Origin of the sequence: Clostridioides sp. ES-S-0108-01 (assembly GCF_020662285.1) — a bacterium.
Taxonomy (GTDB): Bacteria; Bacillota; Clostridia; order Peptostreptococcales; family Peptostreptococcaceae; genus Clostridioides.
The window spans coordinates 24,901-49,207 of the sequence record NZ_JADGMN010000025.1 but is presented as its reverse complement, the minus strand read 5'-3'; the positions used below and the strand labels follow the sequence as shown (position 1 = coordinate 49,207).

The following is a 24,307-nucleotide window of genomic DNA, read 5'->3' as shown; positions in this document are numbered from 1 at the left end:
TTTTCACCATTATATTTTAACTTATTGTCTAACATAGTCAAAAACATTGATGGTGCTTTATTTGCTAATGATTTTCCAAAACGTTTCTTCTTATTGATTCTACCAGTCTTTTCATTAATAGTAGTATTCTTTGCTCTAGTTTGAAGTCTTTTATAACTCATCGTTTCAACATAAAACTTATTACCTAAATTTAATAATTTGTTAATTAACGCATAATGGTCTTGCTTTCTTATTTCAGTTTGCTTTCTATATAACTCTTTTCTTAGTGTTTTTAATTTAATATAGTGATTACTAAATATCCACTTATCTCTATTCCCTTGTTTTATAGTACCATTATCATTGAATTTATTAGGATTAGTTGCACGTTTACTTCTATCCATTTTACGTTGAATTAATTTTAATTGCCTATCTATATTATTAACATTAGGAGCTAACTCCAATAATTTAACATCACATTTACTAGATATGGCTATAGTTTGAGTTCCAATATCTATACCTACATTACCCAAACCAATTTGCCCTTTTATTTTTCCTTATATCTAATATAATTAACCTGTTTAGCTTGATGATATATATACTTACTAAAAGCATTAAAACATCTTGTGGCTATTTTCTGAGATATAGCAGAATGTAATTTATAATATTTACAAATAGATTTAACAAAATTATGAAGTGAATACTCTGTCAAATTATATTTCTTAGTAATATCATTAAATATTTTATTTCTATCTTTACCCTTATATTTACAATTTGCTTGATACTCCTTAGATTCTATCATGTGGTTATATCTTTTAAATAGTTCTGATAAACATGAATTATATACTTTTCTATACTTATCAAAAGTATTACATATAATATCTTCTTGAAACTTTTCTGTCTTTAATTGTAATGTTAATATATAATTTGACATAATATTCACCTCACTTTCTAATATCTTGTTTTCTGATTTTCTACATATTTTTTAATAGTTTCACTGCATACATTTTCTGCTGTAGATACAAAATAACTTCTAGTCCATAAACTAGGCATTTTTGATAATTCAATAAATTCTTCTCTTAATATTTTACTTGTATAACCTTTTATATTTTGCATTATATCAGAAGGACTTAAAGTTGGAAGACTATTTAAAAACATATGTGTATGGTCTTTATCACATTCTATTGCAATAATTTCAATATCCATCTTCTTACACTTATTTTTAACCAATGTTTTAAATCTATCTTCTAAACCTTCTATATTAAATACTTTTCTTCTATATCTAGGACAGAATACAAAATGATAATTAATTAGACTAACAGTTGTTTGAGTTCTTCTATATTTATTTTCCATGTATTTATATTAACATTATACGTGTATGTGTCAATACCTTTTATACATTATTTGTTTATACACTATTTGTGCTATCCATCCCACACCTAAAGGAGTGGGCTTTCCGCACTATGTTGTAAATAGATTGTAGATTTATGAATCTTCATATTTTAATTTATTGTAAAACTTTTCTCCTTTTTGAGTTATCTTACTTCCATATCTTCCTGAACCACAAATTATAAGTTCTTCTTTTTTTAGATATTCAAATATTTTTTTAATTTTTCCTTCTGTAATTTGGAGGTTCTTATCGAGTAGTGTCTTTAAAATTAATCCCCTACCGATACCAACATCTGATTCCTTATTTAAAATTAATATCTCTAGTATATTTAATATATCATTCTTATTATATTTTAATTTTAATGATGAATTTTTGTTATCTAAAGTTTTTAAGTTTGGAGGTAAATCTCTTTCTAGTATAATATCATCACACATAATATTTAAATAGGATGTTACATTTTGAAGTTCTCTTATATTTCCTTTCCACTTATAGTTTTGTATAAGTTTTTTTGCCTCTGGTGTAATTACTAATTTCTTATTAATTAAATCTTCCATGATAATTAGTATATCTTCTTTTCTTTCCCTTAGAGGAGGTATATTTATGGGAATTGTATTTAATCGATAATATAAATCCTCCCTAAACTGACTATTATCAATCATTTGTTCTAAGTTTTTATTTGTAGCAGATATGATTCTAACATCTATATTAATTACGTTGTGAGAACCAACAGGCATTATTTGTTTTTCTTGAAGAACTCGAAGTAGTTTTGTTTGTAATTCTAAGGGCATATCACCTATTTCATCTAAAAAAATTGTCCCATTATTAGCAAGTTCGAATAGCCCTTGCTTTCCATCTTTTAGACCTCCAGTAAAAGTTCCCTTATCATATCCGAATAATTGGCTTTCTAATAAGTTTTCAGGAACAGCTGCACAATTTACTGCTATAAAGGGTTGTTTTTTTCTATTTGAGTTGTTATGTATAGATTGAGCTATTAATTCTTTACCAGTTCCACTTTCGCCTCTGATAAGTATGCTTAAGTCGGATTTAGAAACTTTCTTAGCTAAATCTATGCATTCAATCATCTTAGGACTGTTTGTTTTTATATCCTTAAATGTATATTTTGCTATTTGTCCTTTTTCCCTTAATTTCTTAGTAAGGTTTTGTTCTAGTTTTTTTATGTATGTTATTTCTTGTAAACTATAGTATGTACCCATTTTTTCATCTCTATTGTATATATTTTTTTTATTTACATTTATATATTTTTTATTGAATATAATAACTTTGTCTAATATTTCTTTTTCATTTAATAAAACCTTTAAACTATCTGTAAATATTTCTTCAATATGCTTTCCGTATATATCTTCTTTTATATCTAAAATATCTTTTACTTTACTATTATATGTATTTATTTCACCATCTTTTGAAGTAAACAGTATACCATCCTTTGATAAGTTTAATATTGTATCTAATTCTTCTATCTTCAAAAATAATTCTTTATATTTATCTTTTATACCAGTATCTAAACTTATTATTTTTTCTGAGTATTTAACTAGATTAGATTGTATTTCCTTTGAATCAATTTGTAATAAATTTATTATTTCTATAAATGAGGAGATATCTATATATCTATGACCCAAATCAAATATATCTGAGATAAAGCTAGGTACTTTTTCTGGAACTCCTGGAGTTATAGCTATTTTTATATCTTTATAGTTATTATTATTCATATATGGGATTGGTCTAATATTAGTTACTCCAATTTTATAAAACAAACTTATAGTTTCTAGAGTAGTTTCATCAGAATCATTTACGATTAGAGCATTTGTACCATGTGGTAAAGATAATAGATTATATATTTTATCTTCCTTAAAAGTTCTTCTTATCACAATAACTTTTTTCTTATCTAATATATTATTTATAATTTTGTCTAATCTTTCTGCTGACATTACTAATATCACATCATCATTTATAATATCATTATCATTTATCTCATCTATAAAGTATTTATTAATATTTATATAATCTCCAAAAACTAATTTTAAATTATTTTCTAAAAAATCTATTAAATCTTTTCTACTATCATTTACTAGAGCCACTGATTTTTTCATTGATTTCTAAAAACTTCCTCCTTATATAATAAATAGTTTTAAACAAAATAGTTGTATAAAGCTATTTGATTTTGATAATTTAAATTTATCAAATAAAAAAGAAAGTGTCTATAATGACTTTACAAAAGTTACATTAAGACACTTTCCTTCTTATAATTAAATCTTGCCACCAAATCCCCCTAATTGTTGCTTAAAATTTAAACTGTATGTATATTTTTCATTTCTATTCGATTAAATCATAATATACACCCAAAAAAATTTATTTTAATAAATTCTATTGATAATATAATTTTATAAATATAGAGTTGTATTAAAATAAATAATATATGAAAATATATATGTATAAGTTTATTCTGAGTGAGTAGAATAGATTTGTCAAGCTTAATTTAGTTGTAATCGTGTCTTTTGTTAAAAATAATATAAATTAAAACATATAAATAAAATATTTTATATAATATACTATAAAGGAGATAACTTTAATGAAAGCAGAAGAAACAAGTATATATCCAATTATTAAAAATAATTTAAATAAAATATCAATTGTTGAATATAAAAAGGGTCAAAGGTTTGTAGCATCAGATAAAGACTTACAAGAAGTTTTTTTTATAATAGAGGGAATTGCTTTAGTGGAATGCACCACTAGAGGAGGAAATAAATTTCTTGTTGACATTGTACCTGAAAATGAATTTATAGGTAAAATCAGTTATATATATGAACATAATTTGAAATGTGATATATTTGCAAAGACTAATATAAAATTATTTCGATTTGAAAAAAAAATATTTGAAGAGTTTTATCTTAAACCAGATTTTATTGCACTATTTCACAGCAAATGTACAAGAAGAATATATGAGCTGTATAAAACTAGAATGGTAAGAGAACTATTTTCTTGTACAGAAGTCATTGCCTATTGTATATTAAACAAACAAGAAAATAATATCTGTAATATAAAAGTTATTCGTAATTTCAGTGAAATATATTCTATTAGTAGAAAGAGTAGATACCATTCTCTGTTGAAGTTAACTGAAGAAGGGATAGTAAAAAAAATAGGTAATACATATGAAATTTTAAATTATGATGAGTTACATAGATTCGCATTTGAAGTAAAAGAGTTTTTGGAAGATGAATAAAGATTATTATTTAATCAAAATAAGGTATAATAATTTCTGCAAAAAATAGAAATAGTCTCACTGAAAATTAAAAATACTGAAGGACACTTATTTATGTAGGTGTTTTTTAATGATAAGATGTGATTATAATGTAAAAAGTAATAAATAGGTAAAATATGTAATAATCATATATTATAATAATTTTAGCAAGAAGATGTAATCTACAATTTATAGAGTGGAGTTCATACAAAAGATTATCCTCCCAACGTATAGAAGGGAGGTGAGTATGTATGGATAATTTTTTACAAGGTGTACTAGAAAGACTATCTGTTAGTTTGATAGTTTGTCTAGTTAGCAATTTACTTAAAAAACGTAAAAAACCACTCAAAGAGCCAACTTGAACTATACCCACTGTTTTAACTGTATAAAACAGTGGGTATAGTTCAAACTAAAAGTGGTTGGGAACTTGATTTTAAAATAAAGTTCCATAAGTTCAAATAAGTATTAAATTACGAACTCCACTCTAGCTTGAAATAGATTGTAGTTCTTCTTACTTTTATTATACCACAAATTAGAAAAAATATTGTTTATATAAAATAAAAAATAAAAATTTTTATTAAAAAAATGAAAAAAAATAGATTTTCATTTTCCAGTAAGTCCACAAAATTCTCTATCTATAAAAAAAGAAAAAAGGTTTGAAACTGTAAGTATAGTAAACCTAGGCAAATTTGATATTAAAAAAGAAGGAGAGAAGGTAAGAGAAATAACATTTAAACTATTAATTAAAGCATTAATTATATACACTAAAAGCACTCTTTTGTAGTAGTGCTTATTTTTTTGTAATTCATTAAGATATATAAAACTCAAGGGGATTACTTAACATATCTTAAAAACGATTTAAATAGTTTTTTTAACAATTTAAATTAATGATATAATAAAAAATGGAAGTGTACTACCAATACACTTTTATAGTTGCAATTAAGCATTCTCAAGTCAGGGAGTACTTTTTTCATCAATAATTATTAAATCAATTTTATTATATTTCAATATTTCTGTTGTAGTATCAATAAGATTATCTAAATCAAAACTTCGAGTTATTTCTAGTTGCTTATTATTTAAATGTAGATAAAACTAAAAAGGGTTCCTCTAGAAAACAAAATCTATTTAATTATACTTACTTAACAATATCATCACTTGATGTAAACAAGGTTCTACCACATTTTCTCCATACTCTAGTATAAAATCATTTAACTGTGTATCTATAAAATCACAATAATCATATGAACTGCCAATATAAGCAGTTAACATATGAGTACATTTATCCATTTTATCTCTAAACATATATTATTATCCTCCTAAAAAATTTTCATAAAACAAAAAGAATATGTCTTTTTGGCAACTGGCTGACATAATTTATAAGAATTTTATAAATCTTAGTCCCTATAGCTTTGCGTCACTAAATTTCTCTAGTTTTGCCGATTTAGTTTTATTCTACAACTAAAATAATACAATAGAATTAATTATTATTCAACATACTTGTTTGAAAATTGAATAAATTTATAGATATGAACGTTGTTTTACTTCAAAAAAATCAGACTAAATATGTAGAATATATGGTAAAAATTACCTGTATCATTTGAAATTAGAAGGTTCTATCATTAATTTAGATTAAAAAATCTGAGGGAGTGACACAAAATGGAGCAACAAGAAGTAGTTAACAAACTACGTAGAGGAGAACTAATATTGATGGAATATATGTGAAGGAAAAAGTCTATTATATCTAAAAAAGAAATAACAGGAGCAATGAAAGAAAGAAATGGGTGGAGGAAAAGTACTACAGAAATTCTATTAAAAAGATTAGTAAAGATGAAAATATTAAATAAGAAAAGGATAGGTTTTCAATATAATTATGAAGTGCTAGTAACTAAAAAAGAGTATTTAAATACTAAAAAAGAAGAAAGAGAGATTAGTGAGTATAATAACTTTTTTATACGAACGTTTACAACTATGCATAAAAAAGAAGAAATGACAGAAGAAAAAATAATAGAAATAGGAGATTGGATAAAAAGTTGGAAGGATGAAGATTAATAAATAAAAGGTAGCACTTATATTAGTAGCTACCTTTTTGTTGTTGTGGATAAAATATTTTACTGACATAACTACATGAAACAAGATGTAGAATGTTGAAAAAACAATGTTTATTGATAAAAAATAGATTATATAATATTTTTACAATTTATAGCATCGTTATTAGTCAATTTCTTTTACTATATTAATAGCCCACTTTTTAGATAAGGCTCTAGGAACACCAAATATAAACTTAACAACTTCCTCGCTATAAGTTAGTAGGACAAGTATAAATATAGGTGCACCTTTAAATGCAGCTATAAAAGTTAGAGGAATAGAAACTAGCCACATACATCCTAATTCTAGAAATAGAGCATATTTAGTATCTCCTCCACTTCTTAAAATACCAATTATAACCAATGTATTAAAAGATTTAAGAGCCATTAGTATTCCCATTATAAAAAATATCTTAGTTATATCAGAAGCTAAGCTATCAGAAACACTAAACATTTTTAATAATAATGGGATATTTAAAATTAAAATAATTCCAAGTATTAATCCAGCCGAAAATACAAGTATAGAAAACTTTTTAGCATATTCAATAGCTCTTTTAATATGGTCTGCTCCAAGTTCATTTCCAAGCATAATAGATGCACCAGATGCAATACATACAGCTGTCATTATGAAGAAATTGCCTGTACTGGTTGCTATCTGGCTTGCTGCTATAGCAGAAGTACCTGCCCTTGCATATGCAACAGAATACAGGACAGTCCCAACTGCCCATACAGAGTCATTTACAAATATAGGAAAGCTTTTTGATGAAAAAGATTTTATAAAAATCTTATCAATAGCTTTTAGACTTTTCAGACCAAACTTTAATATATAGTCCTTTTTATAAAAATAAACATAAGTAATCATTAAAATTAATTCACATATTCTAGCAATAACAGTAGCTAGAGCAGCTCCTTTTACACCCAATGCAGGAAGACCTAAGTTACCAAATATAAATCCATAATTTAAAATAACATTTGTTACAAGAGCAAAGGCACTACAAATCATACCTAACTTAGGGTTTCTAACACCTCTTGAACCAGTACTAAATACAGTACTTACAGCAATTAATGGATAACTAAATACTGCAATACTAAAGTAATCTATACAAAGTTTTACAACCTCAGAATCATACGAAAATATGTGTATAATTGGTTTTGGTGTTAGTAAAGCAGGAATAACAAATACAAAACTTAAAACAATTGCCAATACACAAGTAAGACCTGTAACTTTTCTTATATTACTGACATCCTTCTTTCCATAAAATTGTGAAATAAAAACTCCAGCCCCTCCCGTAATACCAGATAAGGACATATTAAAAAGAAAGAAAAATTGGTTTGCAACTCCAACTGAAGCTACAGATGTTTCACCCAAACTACTTATCATAATTGTATCTATTACGTTTACAGAAGTAGAAATTAAGTTCTGTATAATAATAGGTATACATAAAGATAGAAGTATTTTATAAAATCTTTTATTTTCGTCTTTTAAAGAAAATAGTTTTTGCAAGTAATCCTCTCCCTTTTACATAAATTCTTCCCACTCATTATATAGAGAGGTAAGGTTATTTTCTAGATTAATTTTTTCTTGGCTAACTTCTTTAGCTTTATCTGGATTAGAGTATACTTCTTCTTGACATAAAAGTATATCTAATTCTTTAATTTGAAGTTCTAACTTTTCAATTTCTTTTTCTATATTTTGTCTTTTTATTCTATTTTTCTTTTCTACTTCTCTCTGTTCTCTCTCTTTTCTTTTTTCTTCTTTTATTTGAGTTCTAGTTTTCTCTTCTTTTTCTTCTATAAGACTCATCTCTTGGATTTGCCTTTTTTTATCGATATAATAATCATAATTTCCTAGATATTCAGTAACTCCATTTTCATCTAAAACTAAAATCTTATCAACAACAGTATTTAGAAAATATCTATCATGTGATATTGTAAATATAGTTCCATCATAATTAGTTAATGCTTCTTCAAGGACTTCCTTAGAATCAATATCAAGGTGGTTAGTAGGTTCATCTAATAATAATAAATTTGCATTTGATAGTATAAGTTTAAGTATAGCAACTCTAGCTCTTTCTCCACCACTTAATGTAGAAATTTTCTTAAAAACTTCTTCATCAACAAATAAAAATGCTCCTAACATATTTCTCAAAGTAGTTTGAGTAAGATGAGTGTTATTTTCCCAAATCTCATCAATTATTGTGTTGTCTAAATTAAGAGTTTTTTGTTCCTGGTGGAAATAAGAAACGTGGACATTAGTTCCAAATTTAATATTACCACTAAGAGGTTGTAGTTCATTAGTTATTATTTTAAATAATGTAGATTTACCAACACCATTTGCACCTATAAGAGCAACCTTTTCTCCTCTATATATATCTAAGTCCAAGTCTTTAAAAAGTATTCTTTCTCCATAACCCATAGATACATCTCTAATTTGAAGAACGTCATTACCACTCTGCACAGAAGGTGTAAATTGTATACGAGCTTTTTTTCTATAAGCTTCTGGCTTATCTAAAACATCTACTTTATCCAATGCTTTTTCTTTACTTCTTGCACGCTTTAGGTGTTTTTCTCTACCATAAGCTTTTAGTCTTTCAATTGATTCTTCTTGTTTTTTTATTTCTTTTTGTTGGTCTTCAAATTTCTTAAGTTCTAGTTCTTTTTCTATTTTAGATAACTCAACAAATTTAGAGTAGTTACCATTATATACTTTAAGTTTTTTGTTGTGAACTTCAAAAATTCTATTTACAGACTGGTCTAAGAAATATCTATCATGAGATATTAACATAACAGTACCTTTATATTGTTTTAAAAATACTTCTAACCATTCTATTGCATCAGAATCTAAGTGGTTAGTAGGTTCATCAAGTAACAATAGAGTTGGTTTCTTAAGAAGTAATTTTCCTAAAAGAACTCTAGTTTTTTCACCACCAGAAAGTATGCTTATTGGCTTATCCATATCATTGTCACTAAATCCTAATCCCTTTAAAACTCCTTTAGCTTCAGATTTATACCCATATCCATTTAAATCTGAGAATAACTCTAGTTTATGTGAATATTCATCCATTATTTTTTCTATAATTGGAGAGTTTGTTTTTGTACTTTCTTCAGATATTTTAACCTCCAATTCTCTTAAATAGGATTCCATTTCTATCAAATTTTTAAAAACTTCTAGTACTTCTTCTAAAATAGTATTATCCGAATAAAAATTGGTATTTTGTTCTAAATATCCGATTTCACAATCTTTAGAAGTGTAAATATCTCCACTATCATAGCCATAAATTCCTGAAATTATTTTAAATAAAGTAGTTTTTCCAGTACCATTAACGCCGATTATACCAATTTTATCGCCTTCATTTACTGTAAAACTAATATTTTCTAATATAGAATCTATACCAAAACTTTTATTTAAGTTATTACATGACAAAACAATCATAAATTTCTACCTCCTTGAACTATCTAAAATTATAATGTTTTGATATAATATAATCAAGGTTATATGTATTAGTTTTGAAAAAGAAATATTTTATTGTGAATCAAACACAAAAGAGGACACTTTTAGGAGGTGAAGATGTTGGGAAATAAAAATATATCAATGGCAGTTATAAGAAGGCTCCCAAAATATCATAGATATCTTGGAGACTTATTAGATAGGGATATACAAAGAATATCTTCTAAAGAATTGAGTGATATAATAGGGTTTACAGCTTCTCAAATAAGACAAGATTTAAACAACTTTGGTGGATTTGGACAACAAGGATATGGTTATAATGTAGAAGCTCTTCATACTGAGATAGGTAAAATTCTTGGGTTAGATCGACCATACAACGCAGTTCTTGTAGGAGCAGGTAACTTAGGACAAGCTATAGCAAATTATGCAGGATTTAGAAAAGCTGGATTCGAGATAAAAGCTTTATTTGATGCAAATCCTAGAATGATAGGTTTAAAGATAAGAGAGTTTGAAGTATTAGATTCAGATACTTTAGAAGACTTTATAAAAAACAATGATATAGATATTGCTGTATTATGTATACCTAAAAATGGAGCACAAGAAGTTATTAATAGAGTTGTAAAAGCTGGAATCAAAGGCGTGTGGAATTTTGCACCATTAGATTTAGAGGTTCCAAAAGGTGTTATAGTTGAAAATGTAAACCTAACAGAAAGCTTATTTACTTTATCGTATTTAATGAAAGAAGGAAAGTAGACAACCCAAATATATTAATAACAAGTAGTTGTGAAGAGTATTGAGAAAGTCAGAAGATTTAATATTAAATCCTCTGGCTTTTTGAAATATTAGGATAAAAATTTAAATAAAGTATGCAAATAAACAATATTAGGGAGAGTGAGTTTTGTGAAAGAATTATGGAAAAAAGCAATTGAATTTCATGGTCATGAATGTCCAGGTTTAGCTATAGGATTTAAAGCAGCACTTGCAGCAAGAGAATATTTAGGATGTAAACAATCAGGAGATGAGGAAATTGTATGTATTTCTGAAAATGATGCTTGTGGAATAGATGGTATACAAGTAGTGCTAAGTTGCACAATGGGTAAAGGAAATTTACTACTTAGGATGACTGGAAAATCAGTATATCATTTTTTTAATAGAGAAAACGGAAAATCTATAAGAATATATGTAAAGTCAAAACCATTTGATATGGATAGAGAAGGATACAAAAGATACTTATTAGAAAGTAATTTTGAAGAGATATTTGAGATTACAGATACTAAGTTAAGGCTTCCTGAAAAAGCAAGAATATTTAAATCCCTTAAATGTGAAGTGTGTGGTGAATTTGCATCTGAGCAATATATAAGGATTGAAGAAGGAAAAAAAGTATGTCTTGATTGCTTTGATAAATATGAAAGATTTTATGAGGAGTATTAAAATTATAAATTAGATTAAATTAAAAGTATTAGATATGTGCTAACAGTATTTTAAGATAAATTAGTTAGCAACTATAATAAAATATATAAATGATATTACTTGAATCATACATAATTAAAAAGAGACTGATTATTATATATAAAATAAAATCAGTCTCTTTATGAATAACGAATTATTATTCTGGTTGAGGTGCATCTACAGGACAAGCTCCTGCACAAGAACCACAGTCTATACAAGAACCAGCATCTATAACATATGCGTCGTCTCCAGCTGATATACAGCTAACAGGGCATTCAGCCTCACAAGCACCACAGCTTATACAAGCGTCAGTAATTTTATATGCCATTTTGAAATCCTCCCTTTTATATGTATTGTAATTCAATAACATTATAACAAATATTATTGAATATAACAATTAAATTAATTCTACAACAAAAACTTTATTATGATATTCTTATTTTAAAGTTTTACAATAAAGTTTAATCTGCTTATATTTTTATTTATTTTAAAGAAATTTATTTTAAAAATAAAATAAAATTTAAAAAGTTGTCTATCGATTGTATTTAAAAATCTTATATTCTAAAAAGTATATTATGTTTTAAAATTTATTAATACAAAGGAGGTTTAATATGAAAAATAATAACTATAAACCAAAATAGTTTGCAGAGTTAATTAATATTTCAGTCAGAACTCTGCAACATTGGGATGTTGAAGTGAAATTAAAGGCTTTTAGAACTCCAACAGATAGAAGATACTACACTTATGAACAATATTTAGAATATAAAGGAATACATAAAGAACAAGTAAATAGAAAAACTGTTATTTATACAAGAGTTTCAACTTCTAATCAAAAAGATAATTTGAAAAATCAAATGGAGTTTCTTAATATATTAGGTAATTTTTGATTTGGAGGGAATAAGAATCCTTCTGATACAGATAGTTATATATATCAACAAACTTTTACTTTTTCGGATAATAAATTAACTTCAATTGAAGAGCCAAATATAATACCAACTTCAATAACATCTAGTAGCTCTAGAAATAATTATCAACCAAAAGTACTTGATGGGAGTGAGAAGGATATAGTTTTAAATAAACTCGAAAAAATAAGTAAAGATTTAAATAAATAAAAATGTAAAAAAAAATAAATATATATATTTATTTTAATAATTTATATTTTGTTTGAGATATGGAAAATCGTGGTATTAAATAAGTAGATTTTAATAGTTAAATTATAGTCAATTATAATAAAGCTATTCAATCTACTTATTTAATATAAAAATATAAGGGGGAATTTGTAATGGCTTGTAACACTTGTAAAATGTGCGAAAGTGCAGACAAGAAATTAGAAAGTTTTGTAGCTTCAAAGGATGTTGAAACAGCATTTCATAGAACAGAAGATCAAAAAGTTAAATGTGGTTTTGGACTTCAGGGGGTTTGTTGTAGACTCTGTTCAAATGGACCATGTAGAGTAACTCCTAAATCACCAAGAGGTATATGTGGAGCAGATGCAGACACTATAGTAGCAAGAAACTTTTTAAGAGCAGTAGCATCAGGAGCAGCTTGTTATTTACATGTGGTGGAAAATACAGCTAAGAATTTAAAGAATGTTGGAATAACTAAAGGTGTTGTTAAAGGAGAAAAAACATTAAATCAATTAGCAGAGATGTTTGGAATAGAAAGTGATGAAAAGTACGATAAGTGTATAAAGGTTGCAGACAAAGTTATCAATGATTTGTATAAATCAAGAGATGATAAAATGGAATTAGTAGAAAAAATAGCTTATGCACCCAGAGTGAAAAAATGGAAAGAATTAGGTATAATGCCTGGTGGTGCAAAGTCAGAAGTTTTTGATGCAATAGTAAAATCATCAACAAATTTAAATAGTGACCCAGTAGACATGCTAGTTAATTGTTTGAATTTAGGTATATCAACAGGATTATATGGTCTTACCCTAACAAATCTTTTAAATGATGTTATGTTAGGAGAACCAGTTATAAGAATGGCTCCTGTAGGATTTAATGTAATAGACCCAGACTACATAAATATAATGATAACAGGTCATCAACATTCAACATTTGCAAATTTCCAAGATAGATTAAAAGATGAAGATGTTATAAAATTAGCTCAATCTGTTGGTGCAAAAGGATTTAAGTTAGTAGGATGTACATGTGTTGGTCAAGATTTACAACTAAGAGGAGAACATTATCAAGAAGTATTTGCTGGACATGCAGGGAACAATTTTACAAGTGAGGCTGTTTTATCGACTGGAGCAATAGATATAGTCCTTTCTGAGTTTAACTGTACTATACCAGGTCTTGAACCAATAGCAGATAAATATAAAGTAAAAATGGTTTGTTTAGATGATGTTGCTAAAAAAGCAAATGCAGAATATATAGGGTTAGATAGAAGTAAATTAGATGAGCTTAGTAACACTTTAATAGAAAAAGCATTAGAATCTTATAAGGAGAGAAGAGGAAGTGTTGAAATAGATATACCAAAAGACCATGGATTTGAACAATCTTTAACAGGTGTAAGTGAAAAGAATCTGAAAGCTTTTTTAGGAGATTCATGGAAGCCTCTTATTAATTTAATTGCAGAAGGAAAAATTAAAGGTGTTGCAGCTGTTGTAGGATGTTCAAATATGACAGCAGGAGGACATGATATAAATACTGTTGAACTTACTAAAGAATTGATTAAAAAAGATATAATAGTACTCTCTGCAGGATGCTCTACTGGAGGATTAGAAAATGTTGGTCTTATGTCACCTGGAGCAGAAGAATTAGCAGGGGAAAACTTAAAAGAAGTATGTAAGACTCTAGGAATACCACCAGTATTAAACTTTGGACCATGCCTAGCTATAGGAAGACTAGAAATAGTAGCAACTGAATTAGCAGCTGAGCTTGGAATAGACTTACCACAATTACCATTGGTGCTTTCAGCTCCACAATGGTTGGAAGAACAAGCATTAGCTGATGGTGCTTTTGGTCTTGCCCTTGGCTTACCTCTTCATTTAGCTTTACCTCCATTTATAACAGGAGGAAAATTGGTAACAGAAGTATTAACAGAAAAATTAAAAGACTTAACAGGAGGACATGTTATAGTGAATCCAGACCCTAAATCTTCAGCTAATCAATTAGAAGAAATAATAATAGACAGAAGAAAAAATTTAGGGTTAAAGGATGTGGAATGTAATGCATAGAATTTTTATAAATAAGGATTTATGTACAGGATGTAAGAGTTGTGTATTAGCATGTATGTTAAAACACAATAAAGATTTTGACATGTATACTCTTGATTTAGAAAATATAGATAATGATAGTAGAGGACATATAGAATTAGATAGCAAACATAATAATCCAGTTCCAATTCTTTGTAGACACTGTGATGAACCTGAATGTGTATTAGCATGTATGAGTGGTGCAATGCATAAAAATAGTGAAAGTGGAATCGTTTCATATGATGAAGAAAAATGTGGTTCATGCTATATGTGTGTAATGTCTTGTCCATATGGATTATTAAAGCCAGATGATAGAAGCAAGCAAAACATACTTAAATGTGATTTATGTAAAGATGAGGAGTATCCTAGATGTGTAGCTAATTGCCCAAGTGGAGCAATTGAATTACAGAAGGAGGAAAATGATGAATTATGTAGTGTTAGGGGCTAGTGCAGCTGGTATAAATGCAGTAAAAACATTAAGAGAATTAGATAAAGATTCAAATATAGTAGTAATTTCTAAGGATGAAAATATATACTCAAGATGTATGTTACATCATGTTATATCTGAACATAGAACTTTAAAACAAATAAATTTTGTTGATGAAGACTTTATGGAGAAAAATAATATAAATTGGATTTCAGGTAAAACTGTTAAAGGCATAGATATAGATAAAAAAGTGGTTCAGACAGAAGATATTACTGTAAATTATGATAAGCTTTTAATAGCTACAGGTGCATCTTCTGCTATTCCTCCTATAAAAAACTTAAGAAATGGGAATTTTGTATATTCTGTGAGAAACATAGAGGACATTTATAAGATAAAAGAAAAGGCAGAAAACTCTAAAAACGTAGTTATAATAGGTGCTGGGCTAGTTGGTATAGATGCACTAGTTGGATTATTTAAATATGAGCAGTTAAATATTTCTGTAGCTTTTATGGAAAAGTATATTTTAGATAGACAATTGGATGAATATACGGCATTAGTGTATCAGAATAAGTTTAAAGAGAAGGGTGTAAAATTTTATCCAAGTGCATCAATCCAAGAAATTATCTTGGATGATAGCAAAAATGTTAAAGGTGTTGCATTTTCAAATGGAGAAATTCTAGATGCAGACATGGTGATTGTAGCTACAGGGGTTAAACCAAATGCTGATTTTTTAGATAAAACAGGAATAGAATATGATAGAGGTATAATAATAGATGATATGTGCCAAACAACACAAAAAGACATATATGCAGCAGGAGATGTTGTAGGTAAAAATGCTATTTGGCCTTTAGCAGTAAAACAAGGAATTGTAGCTGCATATAATATGGCTGGCAAAGATAAGAAGATAGAAGATAAATTTGCTTTTAAAAATAGTATGAATTTCATGGACATACCAACTATTTCTATAGGGATGAATACACCTGTAGATGATAGCTATAAAGTATTAACTAGATATGGAATTAATGAGTATAAAAAGTTTGTCTATAAAGATAATGTAATCTATGGAGCAATTATACAAGGAGATATTTCATATGTAGGTGTATTAACTTATTTAATAAAAAATAAAGTTGAAATATCTGATTTAGAAAATAGGATATTTGATGTATGTTATGCAGACTTTTTTAATATAAAAGAAAATGGAGAATTCTGTTATAGCGTATAATGTATATGTAGAGTAAGGTTTACAAATACAGTAAATCAATAAATAGAGTTATTATAAAATAAGAAAAGATAAAAAATCTTATTTAGAAATAACTCTATTTTTTTTATTAAGTTTAAATTATATCCAATTTGTAAAATCTTATTTTGAACAAGGATACATGTACTCTCTAGTTAGAGGTAAATCATTTTTTATACCTTTAGTGAAAAGTATTTGATGAATATCTATAATACCAGTGTTGAAAGCAGCAGCACAAGAGCAAAGATATAAATCCCACATTCTTATAAACTTATCATCAAACATTTCTTTAATCTTTGGAAGATTCTCATAGAAGTTCTTTTGCCAGTACAGTAAAGTTTTTACATAATGTAATCTTAGACTTTCCACATCTATAGTATGATATTTGTAATTGCTACAAATATGTATCATTTCTCTTAGACTAGGAATAACTCCTCCTGGGAAAATATATTTTTTTATCCAAGGGTCTCCATAAGATTCATTCAGCCCACTTATATAGTGAAGTAAAAATAATCCGCTATCTTTTAGAACAGCGTTTACATTTTTAATGAAAAGTTCATAGTTTTCCCTACCAACATGTTCAAGCATCCCAACGCTTACAACTCTATCAAACATAAGGTTTGATTTTTTTAGTTCTCTATAGTCCATAAGTTTTACCTCAAGGTAATCCTGAAGATTCTCTTCTTTGATTCTTGTGTTAAATTCCTTAAACTGCTCTTCACTAAGTGTAATTCCAACTCCATGAATTTTATATTTTTTTGCAGCTTCTATTAGTAAGAACCCCCAGCCACAACCAATATCAAGAAGGCTCATACCTTCCTCTAGATTTAGTTTTGTTAATATGTGGTGAACCTTATTGACCTGAGCCTCATAAAGAGTATCATTATCATTTCTAAAATATGCACAAGAATAACTAAGTGTCTTGTCTAGCCATAAGCTATAAAAATCGTTACCAATATCATAGTGGGCATGTATTTCCTTCTTTTGGTGCCTCATTGAATTTGATGAGTGTAATAGATGTTTTACAGCTGAATTATCAATATTGAATTTGTCTATTTGTTTTAAAAGTAGATTTAAAGTTAAGAATAAATCTCCTTCAACTTCAATATCTCTATTTGTGTAGGCTTCTCCAAGTGCTAAAGATGTACTTTTTAGTAGTTCAGATTTTTTAATATCATTGTTTACAATAACTTTAAACTGAGGGGAGTCATCTCCAATTAGAAATTCTTCCTCATTTTTAAGCCTAACTAGAAATGGTACTTCACCAAATCTTTCCAAATAGTCTTTTAGAAAATTTTTTGTAATATTCATATTACCAGCTCCTTCTAATGTAAATCGAGTAAGTTTTCCTTGCTTAAACTATATTATATCCCTTTTTTTAAAAAAGTAAAATTTTTTCAATAAATTTTTTGTTTGAAGGAAATCTATATTTTATAAAGAAATTTCATAGTGCAGTATATTTTTTGCCTATAAATTTTCGTATTGTATATAATATTAAAGTGTCAATGATATAATAATTTTAATCTATAAATTACAATAAAATTTTGTAATAAATAGCTTATAGCTATTTTATAAAGGAGATATATAATGGAAGTATATGCTTTGGTTGGGTCAAGTGGCACAGGGAAGAGCTTTAAGGCTTTAGAGTTCGCATATGAAAATGATATAGAATATATAATCGATGATGGAATTTTGATATACAAAAACAAGGTTTTATCTGGGATATCAGCAAAACAAGCAAATACTACTATAGAAGCAGTTAAAAGGGCTATTTTTTATAATTTGAGTCATAGACAAGAAGTTAGAGAAACAATTAAAAAGGAAAATATAAGAAGAATTCTTATTATTGGGACATCAAAAAAAATGGTTAATCAAATTGTTGATAGATTATCAATTGGAAGAGTTTATAAGTTTGTAAATATCCAAGAGATAAGTACTAAATATGAAATAGAAATAGCAAAGCAATCTAGAAAAGAAGGAAATCATGTAATTCCTGTTCCAACAGTTGAAATAAAAAGTATGGCAAGTGGTCTTAGTATAAATCCATTGAAGAGGCTTTTTAAAAAAGAGAATAATAGGAATACGGTAGTTTTAGAAAAAACAATTATAAGACCAACTTTTAGTTATATCGGAAAAGTTTATATTAGTGCTGATGTAATTAAACAGATTATTGAATATGAAGTATACAACTTTGGAAACATTGATAGAATAAATAAAATCAATATAGAGAATTGTAATAATTTTATGAATATTTTTGTAAGTATAAATATCAATGATTTAGAAATTATAAAAAAAGTTGAAGACATGCAACAAATAATAAAAAAGTCTATTGAGAAAATGACTTTAGTTAATGTACAAAAAATAGATATTAACATTCATAAAATTAAAAAAATAAACTTCCCCCCATGTTAAAAAATAAACTGAAAAAATGATATACTAATTTGCAATAAAGTGTGCTATAATTAAACTGTAAATTTAGGAAATGGTTTTTTCTAAATGGAGTATACATAATTATAACGTATTTATAAGGGGGCTTTCAAATGTCAGGAAAAGATGTAAATGTCTTCGAGATGGCGCAATCTCAAGTAAAAAATGCATGTGATAAATTAGGTATGGAACCAGCAGTCTATGAATTATTAAAAGAACCTATGAGAGTTATAGAAGTTTCAATTCTAGTAAAAATGGATGATGGTTCTATAAAAACTTTTAAAGGATTTAGATCACAACATAATGATGCAGTAGGGCCAACAAAAGGTGGAATAAGATTCCATCCAAATGTTTCAAGAGATGAAGTAAAAGCTTTATCTATATGGATGACTTTCAAATGTTCTGTAACAGGTATACCATATGGTGGAGGTAAAGGTGGAATCATAGTAGACCCATCAACTTTATCTCAAGGTGAATTAGAAAGATTAAGTAGAGGATACATAGATGGAATATATAAATTAATAGGTGAGAAAGTTGACGTTCCTGCACCAGACGTAAATACTAATGGACAAATAATGTCTTGGATGGTTGATGAGTATAATAAATTAACTGGACAAAGTTCTATAGGTGTTTTAACTGGTAAACCAGTTGAATTTGGTGGTTCTTTAGGAAGAACAGCTGCTACTGGATTTGGTGTTGCTGTTACTGCAAGAGAAGCTGCTGCTAAATTAGGAATAGATATGAAAAAAGCTAAAATAGCTGTTCAAGGTATAGGAAACGTTGGTTCTTACACAGTTCTTAACTGTGAAAAACTTGGTGGTACTGTTGTAGCTATGGCTGAATGGTGCAAATCAGAAGGTTCTTATGCTATATACAATGAAAATGGTTTAGATGGTCAAGCTATGTTAGATTATATGAAAGAACATGGTAACTTATTAAACTTCCCAGGAGCTAAGAGAATATCTTTAGAAGAGTTCTGGGCTTCAGATGTTGATATAATAATACCAGCTGCATTAGAAAACTCTATAACTAAAGAAGTTGCTGAATCTATAAAAGCTAAATTAGTTTGTGAGGCTGCTAATGGACCAACTACTCCAGAAGCTGATGAAGTATTTGCTGAAAGAGGAATAGTCCTTACTCCAGATATATTAACTAACGCTGGTGGAGTTACAGTTTCTTACTTCGAGTGGGTACAAAACTTATATGGATATTACTGGTCAGAAGAAGAGGTAGAGCAAAAAGAAGAAGTAGCTATGGTTAAAGCATTTGAATCTATTTGGAAAATTAAAGAAGAGTACAATGTTACAATGAGAGAAGCTGCTTACATGCATTCAATTAAGAAAGTTGCTGAAGCTATGAAATTAAGAGGATGGTACTAAGATTTACTCTTAATAAATAATGGAATATAATTATTTAATATATATAGGGGCTGTACATAGTACAGCCCTTAAATTATGTGACTTATTTTTTGTTTTAACTTATAAATAACTTGATAAGTTATGTAATTTAGAATTTAATATGCTATAAATAAGATAGGTGAAAATTAATGGTTGATTTAATTTTGAACGGACTTTTTAGAACGGTTATAGTAAGTAGTTTATGTATTCTTTTAATATTAATTTTTAAGAAAAGCATATTTAAAAGATTTAGTAAAAAATTTAACTATTATATATGGCTAATAGTAGTTATTAAATTGTTATTACCATTTACGTACTATACTCTTACTATGAATGTTTTTAGAAGCAAAGAAAATATAAATATTGACAATATTAATTTGGAGTATTTTAATAAAGCACCAACTTCATATAATAGCATTTTATTGTATATTTGGATTTGTACTGTGATAATATATTTACTTTATACTATATTTAAATATATAAAACTTAAAAATTTAATAAATGATTTATCTTATGATGTTGATGATGAAGAGATTGTAAATCTTTATAAAAATATATTGAAAGAATTTAATATAACAAAAGAGATAAAACTCAAATACTCTTATGAAGTTGAAACACCAGCATTTTTTAATTCATGTGTGCTTTTGCCACCATATGATTATAAATTGAAAGAACTAGATTGGATTTTTAGACATGAGCTTATGCATTTTAAGAGTAGAGACCTTTATTTAAAATATATAATCCTGTTTTTAAAAATAGTATATTGGTTTAATCCATTTATATATATAATGGATAAACATATAGATTTAGATTGTGAACTTTATTGTGATGAAAGAGTTTTAAAAAATCGAAATTCAGAGGAAAAAAAGGATTATGCTTTAACAATTCTAAGTGCAATGAGAAAAGGTTCAAATACTTCAAATAAATTTATAGCTGGACTCCATAAGCAATCTGACATTAAGAAGAGAGTGATGAATATGTTTAATGAAAAGTATAAGAATGGTATATTAATGGCACTAACTTTATGTTTATTGTCTTCTATTACTTTTTTGAAGGTCAATTCAACTAGTATTATTAATTTTAATATATTACCTAAAAATATTGAGAATGAAATGATTACTTCTAGAGCCATATTTTCATACATATCTTTTACATATGCAGATGCTCCTGAATATATGAGAAGAAAATACGAAGAAAAATGTAAACGATTAGGCATTACACCTAAAAATTCTGAGGTAATAGCAATGATTAACGTAGATTATTATGATAAATTAGCTCCTGAATTTTCAGCTGATTAATTTAGAAAAATTACCACTTAAGAATAAGTGTTATAGAAGAGTTTTTTTATTTAAAGTTTTAAAGTTAAAAAAATCATAAAGTGACCAACTTTACAGTAATTCACTCAAAAAATATATGCCACATAAAAACGCATAAAAAAACACATAAAACAATATTTATGCGTACTTTGGACTCGAACTATACAAAATTCTTTACTTTTACAGACCCATATTATATAATTAAGTAAATAATGTATATTTAGGTGACATATTGGATAAACTAATTTATTTTATTAATATAATGATACTATAAAAGTTACATAAAGTAGTTTACAAAAAAGTTACAGATAGGGCTTTTATTAATGTATTGTGTATTAGTATTTTATCCTTAGGTACACTTCACCTATAAAATAGAATCATAAGATAATTATGGGAAAATTTTAGGAGGTTTATCGTGAAGAAAAAGATATTAATACCAGTATTTGCATCAGTTATGGCATTATCAGTAAGTTCAATTGTAAATGCGGATGAAATAAATGATTCATCTCAAAATAAGGATGATAAAACAAATACTGAGTTAAACTTAGGCGAATATAAAGAGGTAAAATATAAAGTTGCAAAAATAAAAGATGGAGTGGCTATAAAGATAAGAGAAGAAGGTCAAGTTCAAAACATAGCTTACTCTGGAGACGAATTTACTGTTTTAGGAATTCAAGGGGAATGGGTTAAGGTTAAAGTTGAAGATGGCGAAGGTTGGTTAGCTACTAGATATGTAGATATATCTGAAGGTGTAGGATATACTAATGCTGATAAAGTAAACTTAAAAAAAGATAAGAGTGAAAGTTCAGAAGTAATTGAAGAGCTGGAAAAAGGAAGCTCTTTATTGGTGTTGGAGGAAAATGGAGATTGGTTAAAAGTTAAAGATGGAGAAACAGAAGGATATGTAAAATCATCTTATATATCTGATAAAGCTCCAGTAATAGAAGAGCCACAAGTAAACCCAATTGTTAATCAAAGTGGAGATTCTACAGATGATAATCAACAAAACAATGTAAATGATAATCAACAAAGCAATGATAATCAACAAAGTAATGTAAATGATAGTCAACAAAATAATAGTTTAAATGTGCCAACGGCTAACTCTAATGCAGTTCAAGCTGTACTTAACTTGGCATATTCTAAGCAAGGTTGTCCATATGTTTGGGGAGCAGAAGGACCAAACACTTTTGATTGCTCTGGATTTACACAATATGTGTATAAAAATGCAGTAGGAAAGAAAATACCAAGAACATCTAAAGCACAATCTAAATATGGACAAACTGTAAGTAAATCAAATTTACAACCAGGAGACTTAGTATTCTTCACAACCAATGGTTCTGGTTCTGTTAGTCATGTTGGAATATATGTAGGTGGAGGTAATATGATACATTCACCATCAACAGGAAAAACAGTTAGTGTAACTAGTATAAATTCATCATACTATACAGCGAGATTTGTTACAGCAAAAAGAATATTATAATCAGTTTGTAATATGACAAATTGATAAGTACATAAATATAAACGCTCTATATTATATTTAATTTAATCAGGAAACAAAGAATGATTATATTTTAAATGTATTATAGAGCGTTTTTGTATCACTTTAAATTTAATAAGGGTTTAAGTTAATATGATGTTAAATAGTAGTCTTTCCATATAATGATTATTTGTGCAATCCCTTGACAGGATAAGGCAAAGGTGGTAAGCTACTAACAGTACAAAAATACTTTTAATTTTAGTTCAGAGAGGCTAAAAAAGGAGGACGAAAGATGTTAAAATCAAGAAATTTAATCCAACCAGAAGACTTTTCAATAGAAGAAATAGACGAAATATTAGAATTAGCTCAAAAAATAATTGACAATCCGTCAAAATATTCTCGTATGTGTGAAGGTAAGCTATTAGCTACATTATTTTATGAACCATCAACAAGAACAAGATTAAGCTTTGAATCTGCAATGAACAGGCTAGGAGGTCGTGTTGTAGGTTTTTCAGAGCCAAGCTCATCCTCTGCATCAAAAGGTGAAACTTTAGGTGATACAATGAGAATAGTATCTGGTTATGTTGATATAATAGCTATGAGACATCCTCAATCAGGTGCAGCATTAGAAGCATCAAGATTTACAGAAGTGCCATTTATCAATGCAGGAGATGGTAAAAATCAGCATCCAACCCAAACACTTACAGATTTACTTACTATAAAATCATTAAAAGGAACTTTAGAAAGCCACACAATAGGATTATGTGGTGATTTAAAATATGGAAGAACTGTGCATTCTTTGGTTAAGGCTATGGCAAGATATAAAAATACAAAGTTTGTATTTATAGCACCTGATGAATTAAAAATGCCAGATTATATAAAAGAAGCTATAAAGGGACATGCATATTATGAAACTAATAATTTAGATGATGTTATAGGAAGCTTGGATGTTTTATATATGACTAGAGTTCAACAAGAAAGATTTGAGGACAAATCAGAGTATGAAAGACTTAAAAACTATTATATTTTAAATAAAGCTAAATTGGAAAAAGCATCTAAAGATATGTTAGTAATGCATCCATTACCAAGAGTAAATGAAATAGACATAGATGTAGATGATGATGATAGAGCTGTATATTTTAAACAAGCTAAATATGGAATGTATGTTAGAATGGCTTTAATAATAAAGCTTTTAGGCATAAATGAAGACTAATAGCTATC

20 protein-coding genes, 2 pseudogenes and 1 riboswitch are annotated in these 24,307 nt (G+C 27.4%); of the genes and pseudogenes, 13 read left to right on the top strand and 9 right to left on the bottom strand.

Going from position 1 to position 24,307, the window contains the following annotated elements; genetic code table 11:
- The 4 genes and pseudogenes from IR152_RS17090 to IR152_RS17075 form a co-directional block, all read right to left on the bottom strand.
- Positions 1-509 (bottom strand): annotated as a pseudogene (locus IR152_RS17090) (RNA-guided endonuclease TnpB family protein); the annotation flags it as partial.
- A 14-nt stretch (positions 510-523) separates the two neighbouring features.
- Positions 524-910: a hypothetical protein gene (locus IR152_RS17085; RefSeq protein ID WP_227453107.1), complete on the bottom strand. Its 387-nt coding sequence runs from the start codon at positions 908-910 to the stop codon at positions 524-526.
- A gap of 17 nt (positions 911-927) precedes the next feature.
- A complete protein-coding gene (gene tnpA / locus IR152_RS17080) occupies positions 928-1,329 on the bottom strand; it encodes an IS200/IS605 family transposase (RefSeq protein WP_227453106.1) in 402 nt (133 codons plus the stop codon).
- A 132-nt stretch (positions 1,330-1,461) separates the two neighbouring features.
- On the bottom strand, positions 1,462-3,474 hold the full coding sequence (locus tag IR152_RS17075; protein WP_227453105.1) for a sigma-54 interaction domain-containing protein: 2,013 nt from the start codon (positions 3,472-3,474) through the stop codon (positions 1,462-1,464).
- Positions 3,475-3,953: 479 nt separating this feature from the next.
- On the opposite strand from IR152_RS17075, the gene IR152_RS17070 reads away from it, so the two are divergent.
- On the top strand, positions 3,954-4,604 hold the full coding sequence (locus IR152_RS17070) for a Crp/Fnr family transcriptional regulator (RefSeq protein ID WP_227453104.1): 651 nt from the start codon (positions 3,954-3,956) through the stop codon (positions 4,602-4,604).
- A gap of 1,143 nt (positions 4,605-5,747) precedes the next feature.
- Here IR152_RS17070 and IR152_RS17065 read toward each other — a convergent pair.
- Positions 5,748-5,924, bottom strand: a complete 177-nt coding sequence (locus tag IR152_RS17065; protein WP_227453103.1) for a hypothetical protein — start codon at positions 5,922-5,924, stop codon at positions 5,748-5,750.
- A gap of 50 nt (positions 5,925-5,974) precedes the next feature.
- A riboswitch (cyclic di-GMP riboswitch) is annotated at positions 5,975-6,070 on the bottom strand.
- Positions 6,071-6,356: 286 nt separating this feature from the next.
- Here IR152_RS17065 and IR152_RS17060 point away from each other — a divergent pair.
- Positions 6,357-6,671 (top strand): BlaI/MecI/CopY family transcriptional regulator, encoded by a 315-nt coding sequence (locus tag IR152_RS17060; RefSeq protein WP_311315453.1) that lies wholly within the window; start codon positions 6,357-6,359, stop codon positions 6,669-6,671.
- A 162-nt stretch (positions 6,672-6,833) separates the two neighbouring features.
- Here IR152_RS17060 and IR152_RS17055 read toward each other — a convergent pair whose 3' ends face one another.
- Entirely contained in the window at positions 6,834-8,210 is a 1,377-nt protein-coding gene (locus tag IR152_RS17055; protein WP_227453102.1) for an MATE family efflux transporter, read from the bottom strand.
- A 15-nt stretch (positions 8,211-8,225) separates the two neighbouring features.
- Positions 8,226-10,139 (bottom strand): ribosomal protection-like ABC-F family protein, encoded by a 1,914-nt coding sequence (gene abc-f / locus IR152_RS17050; protein ID WP_227453101.1) that lies wholly within the window; start codon positions 10,137-10,139, stop codon positions 8,226-8,228.
- Positions 10,140-10,274: 135 nt separating this feature from the next.
- Here abc-f and IR152_RS17045 point away from each other — a divergent pair, with 135 nt between their 5' ends.
- Positions 10,275-10,907, top strand: coding sequence for a redox-sensing transcriptional repressor Rex (locus IR152_RS17045; RefSeq protein ID WP_021382595.1), 633 nt, complete (start codon positions 10,275-10,277; stop codon positions 10,905-10,907).
- 138 nt (positions 10,908-11,045) lie between these two features.
- Positions 11,046-11,585: an FmdE family protein gene (locus tag IR152_RS17040; RefSeq protein WP_227453100.1), complete on the top strand. Its 540-nt coding sequence runs from the start codon at positions 11,046-11,048 to the stop codon at positions 11,583-11,585.
- Positions 11,586-11,760: 175 nt separating this feature from the next.
- On the opposite strand, the gene IR152_RS17035 is transcribed toward IR152_RS17040, so the two are convergent.
- Complete coding sequence (locus IR152_RS17035) at positions 11,761-11,931, bottom strand: DUF362 domain-containing protein (protein WP_009888017.1); 171 nt, start codon at positions 11,929-11,931, stop codon at positions 11,761-11,763.
- A 325-nt stretch (positions 11,932-12,256) separates the two neighbouring features.
- Here IR152_RS17035 and IR152_RS17030 point away from each other — a divergent pair.
- The 4 genes and pseudogenes from IR152_RS17030 to IR152_RS17015 form a co-directional block, all read left to right on the top strand.
- A pseudogene (locus IR152_RS17030) lies at positions 12,257-12,484 on the top strand (IS607 family transposase); the annotation flags it as partial.
- Positions 12,485-12,885: 401 nt separating this feature from the next.
- Positions 12,886-14,787: an anaerobic carbon-monoxide dehydrogenase catalytic subunit gene (cooS, locus tag IR152_RS17025; RefSeq protein ID WP_227453099.1), complete on the top strand. Its 1,902-nt coding sequence runs from the start codon at positions 12,886-12,888 to the stop codon at positions 14,785-14,787.
- A complete protein-coding gene (locus IR152_RS17020) occupies positions 14,780-15,253 on the top strand; it encodes a 4Fe-4S dicluster domain-containing protein (RefSeq protein WP_227453098.1) in 474 nt (157 codons plus the stop codon). Before cooS ends, IR152_RS17020 begins: the two co-directional genes overlap by 8 nt.
- A complete protein-coding gene (locus IR152_RS17015) occupies positions 15,228-16,454 on the top strand; it encodes an NAD(P)/FAD-dependent oxidoreductase (RefSeq protein WP_227453097.1) in 1,227 nt (408 codons plus the stop codon). Before IR152_RS17020 ends, IR152_RS17015 begins: the two co-directional genes overlap by 26 nt.
- A gap of 138 nt (positions 16,455-16,592) precedes the next feature.
- Here IR152_RS17015 and IR152_RS17010 read toward each other — a convergent pair whose 3' ends face one another.
- Positions 16,593-17,780 carry an SAM-dependent methyltransferase gene (locus tag IR152_RS17010; protein ID WP_227453096.1) on the bottom strand — a complete coding sequence of 396 codons (1,188 nt, stop codon included), beginning with the start codon at positions 17,778-17,780 and terminating at the stop codon, positions 16,593-16,595.
- Between the two features lie 276 nt (positions 17,781-18,056).
- On the opposite strand from IR152_RS17010, the gene IR152_RS17005 reads away from it, so the two are divergent.
- The 5 genes from IR152_RS17005 (at position 18,057) to pyrB (ending at position 24,299) form a co-directional block, all read left to right on the top strand.
- The gene (locus tag IR152_RS17005; RefSeq protein WP_227453095.1) at positions 18,057-18,881 is read left to right on the top strand and encodes an ATP-binding protein; all 825 of its coding nucleotides are present in this window, start codon (positions 18,057-18,059) and stop codon (positions 18,879-18,881) included.
- Between the two features lie 128 nt (positions 18,882-19,009).
- A complete protein-coding gene (gene gluD / locus IR152_RS17000) occupies positions 19,010-20,275 on the top strand; it encodes a Glu/Leu/Phe/Val family dehydrogenase (protein WP_227453094.1) in 1,266 nt (421 codons plus the stop codon).
- Between the two features lie 167 nt (positions 20,276-20,442).
- Positions 20,443-21,591, top strand: coding sequence for a M56 family metallopeptidase (locus IR152_RS16995; RefSeq protein WP_227453093.1), 1,149 nt, complete (start codon positions 20,443-20,445; stop codon positions 21,589-21,591).
- Positions 21,592-22,024: 433 nt separating this feature from the next.
- The gene (locus IR152_RS16990; RefSeq protein ID WP_227453092.1) at positions 22,025-23,089 is read left to right on the top strand and encodes an NlpC/P60 family protein; all 1,065 of its coding nucleotides are present in this window, start codon (positions 22,025-22,027) and stop codon (positions 23,087-23,089) included.
- A gap of 289 nt (positions 23,090-23,378) precedes the next feature.
- Positions 23,379-24,299 carry an aspartate carbamoyltransferase gene (gene pyrB / locus IR152_RS16985; protein ID WP_227453091.1) on the top strand — a complete coding sequence of 307 codons (921 nt, stop codon included), beginning with the start codon at positions 23,379-23,381 and terminating at the stop codon, positions 24,297-24,299.
- The last annotated feature ends 8 nt before the right edge of the window (positions 24,300-24,307 follow it).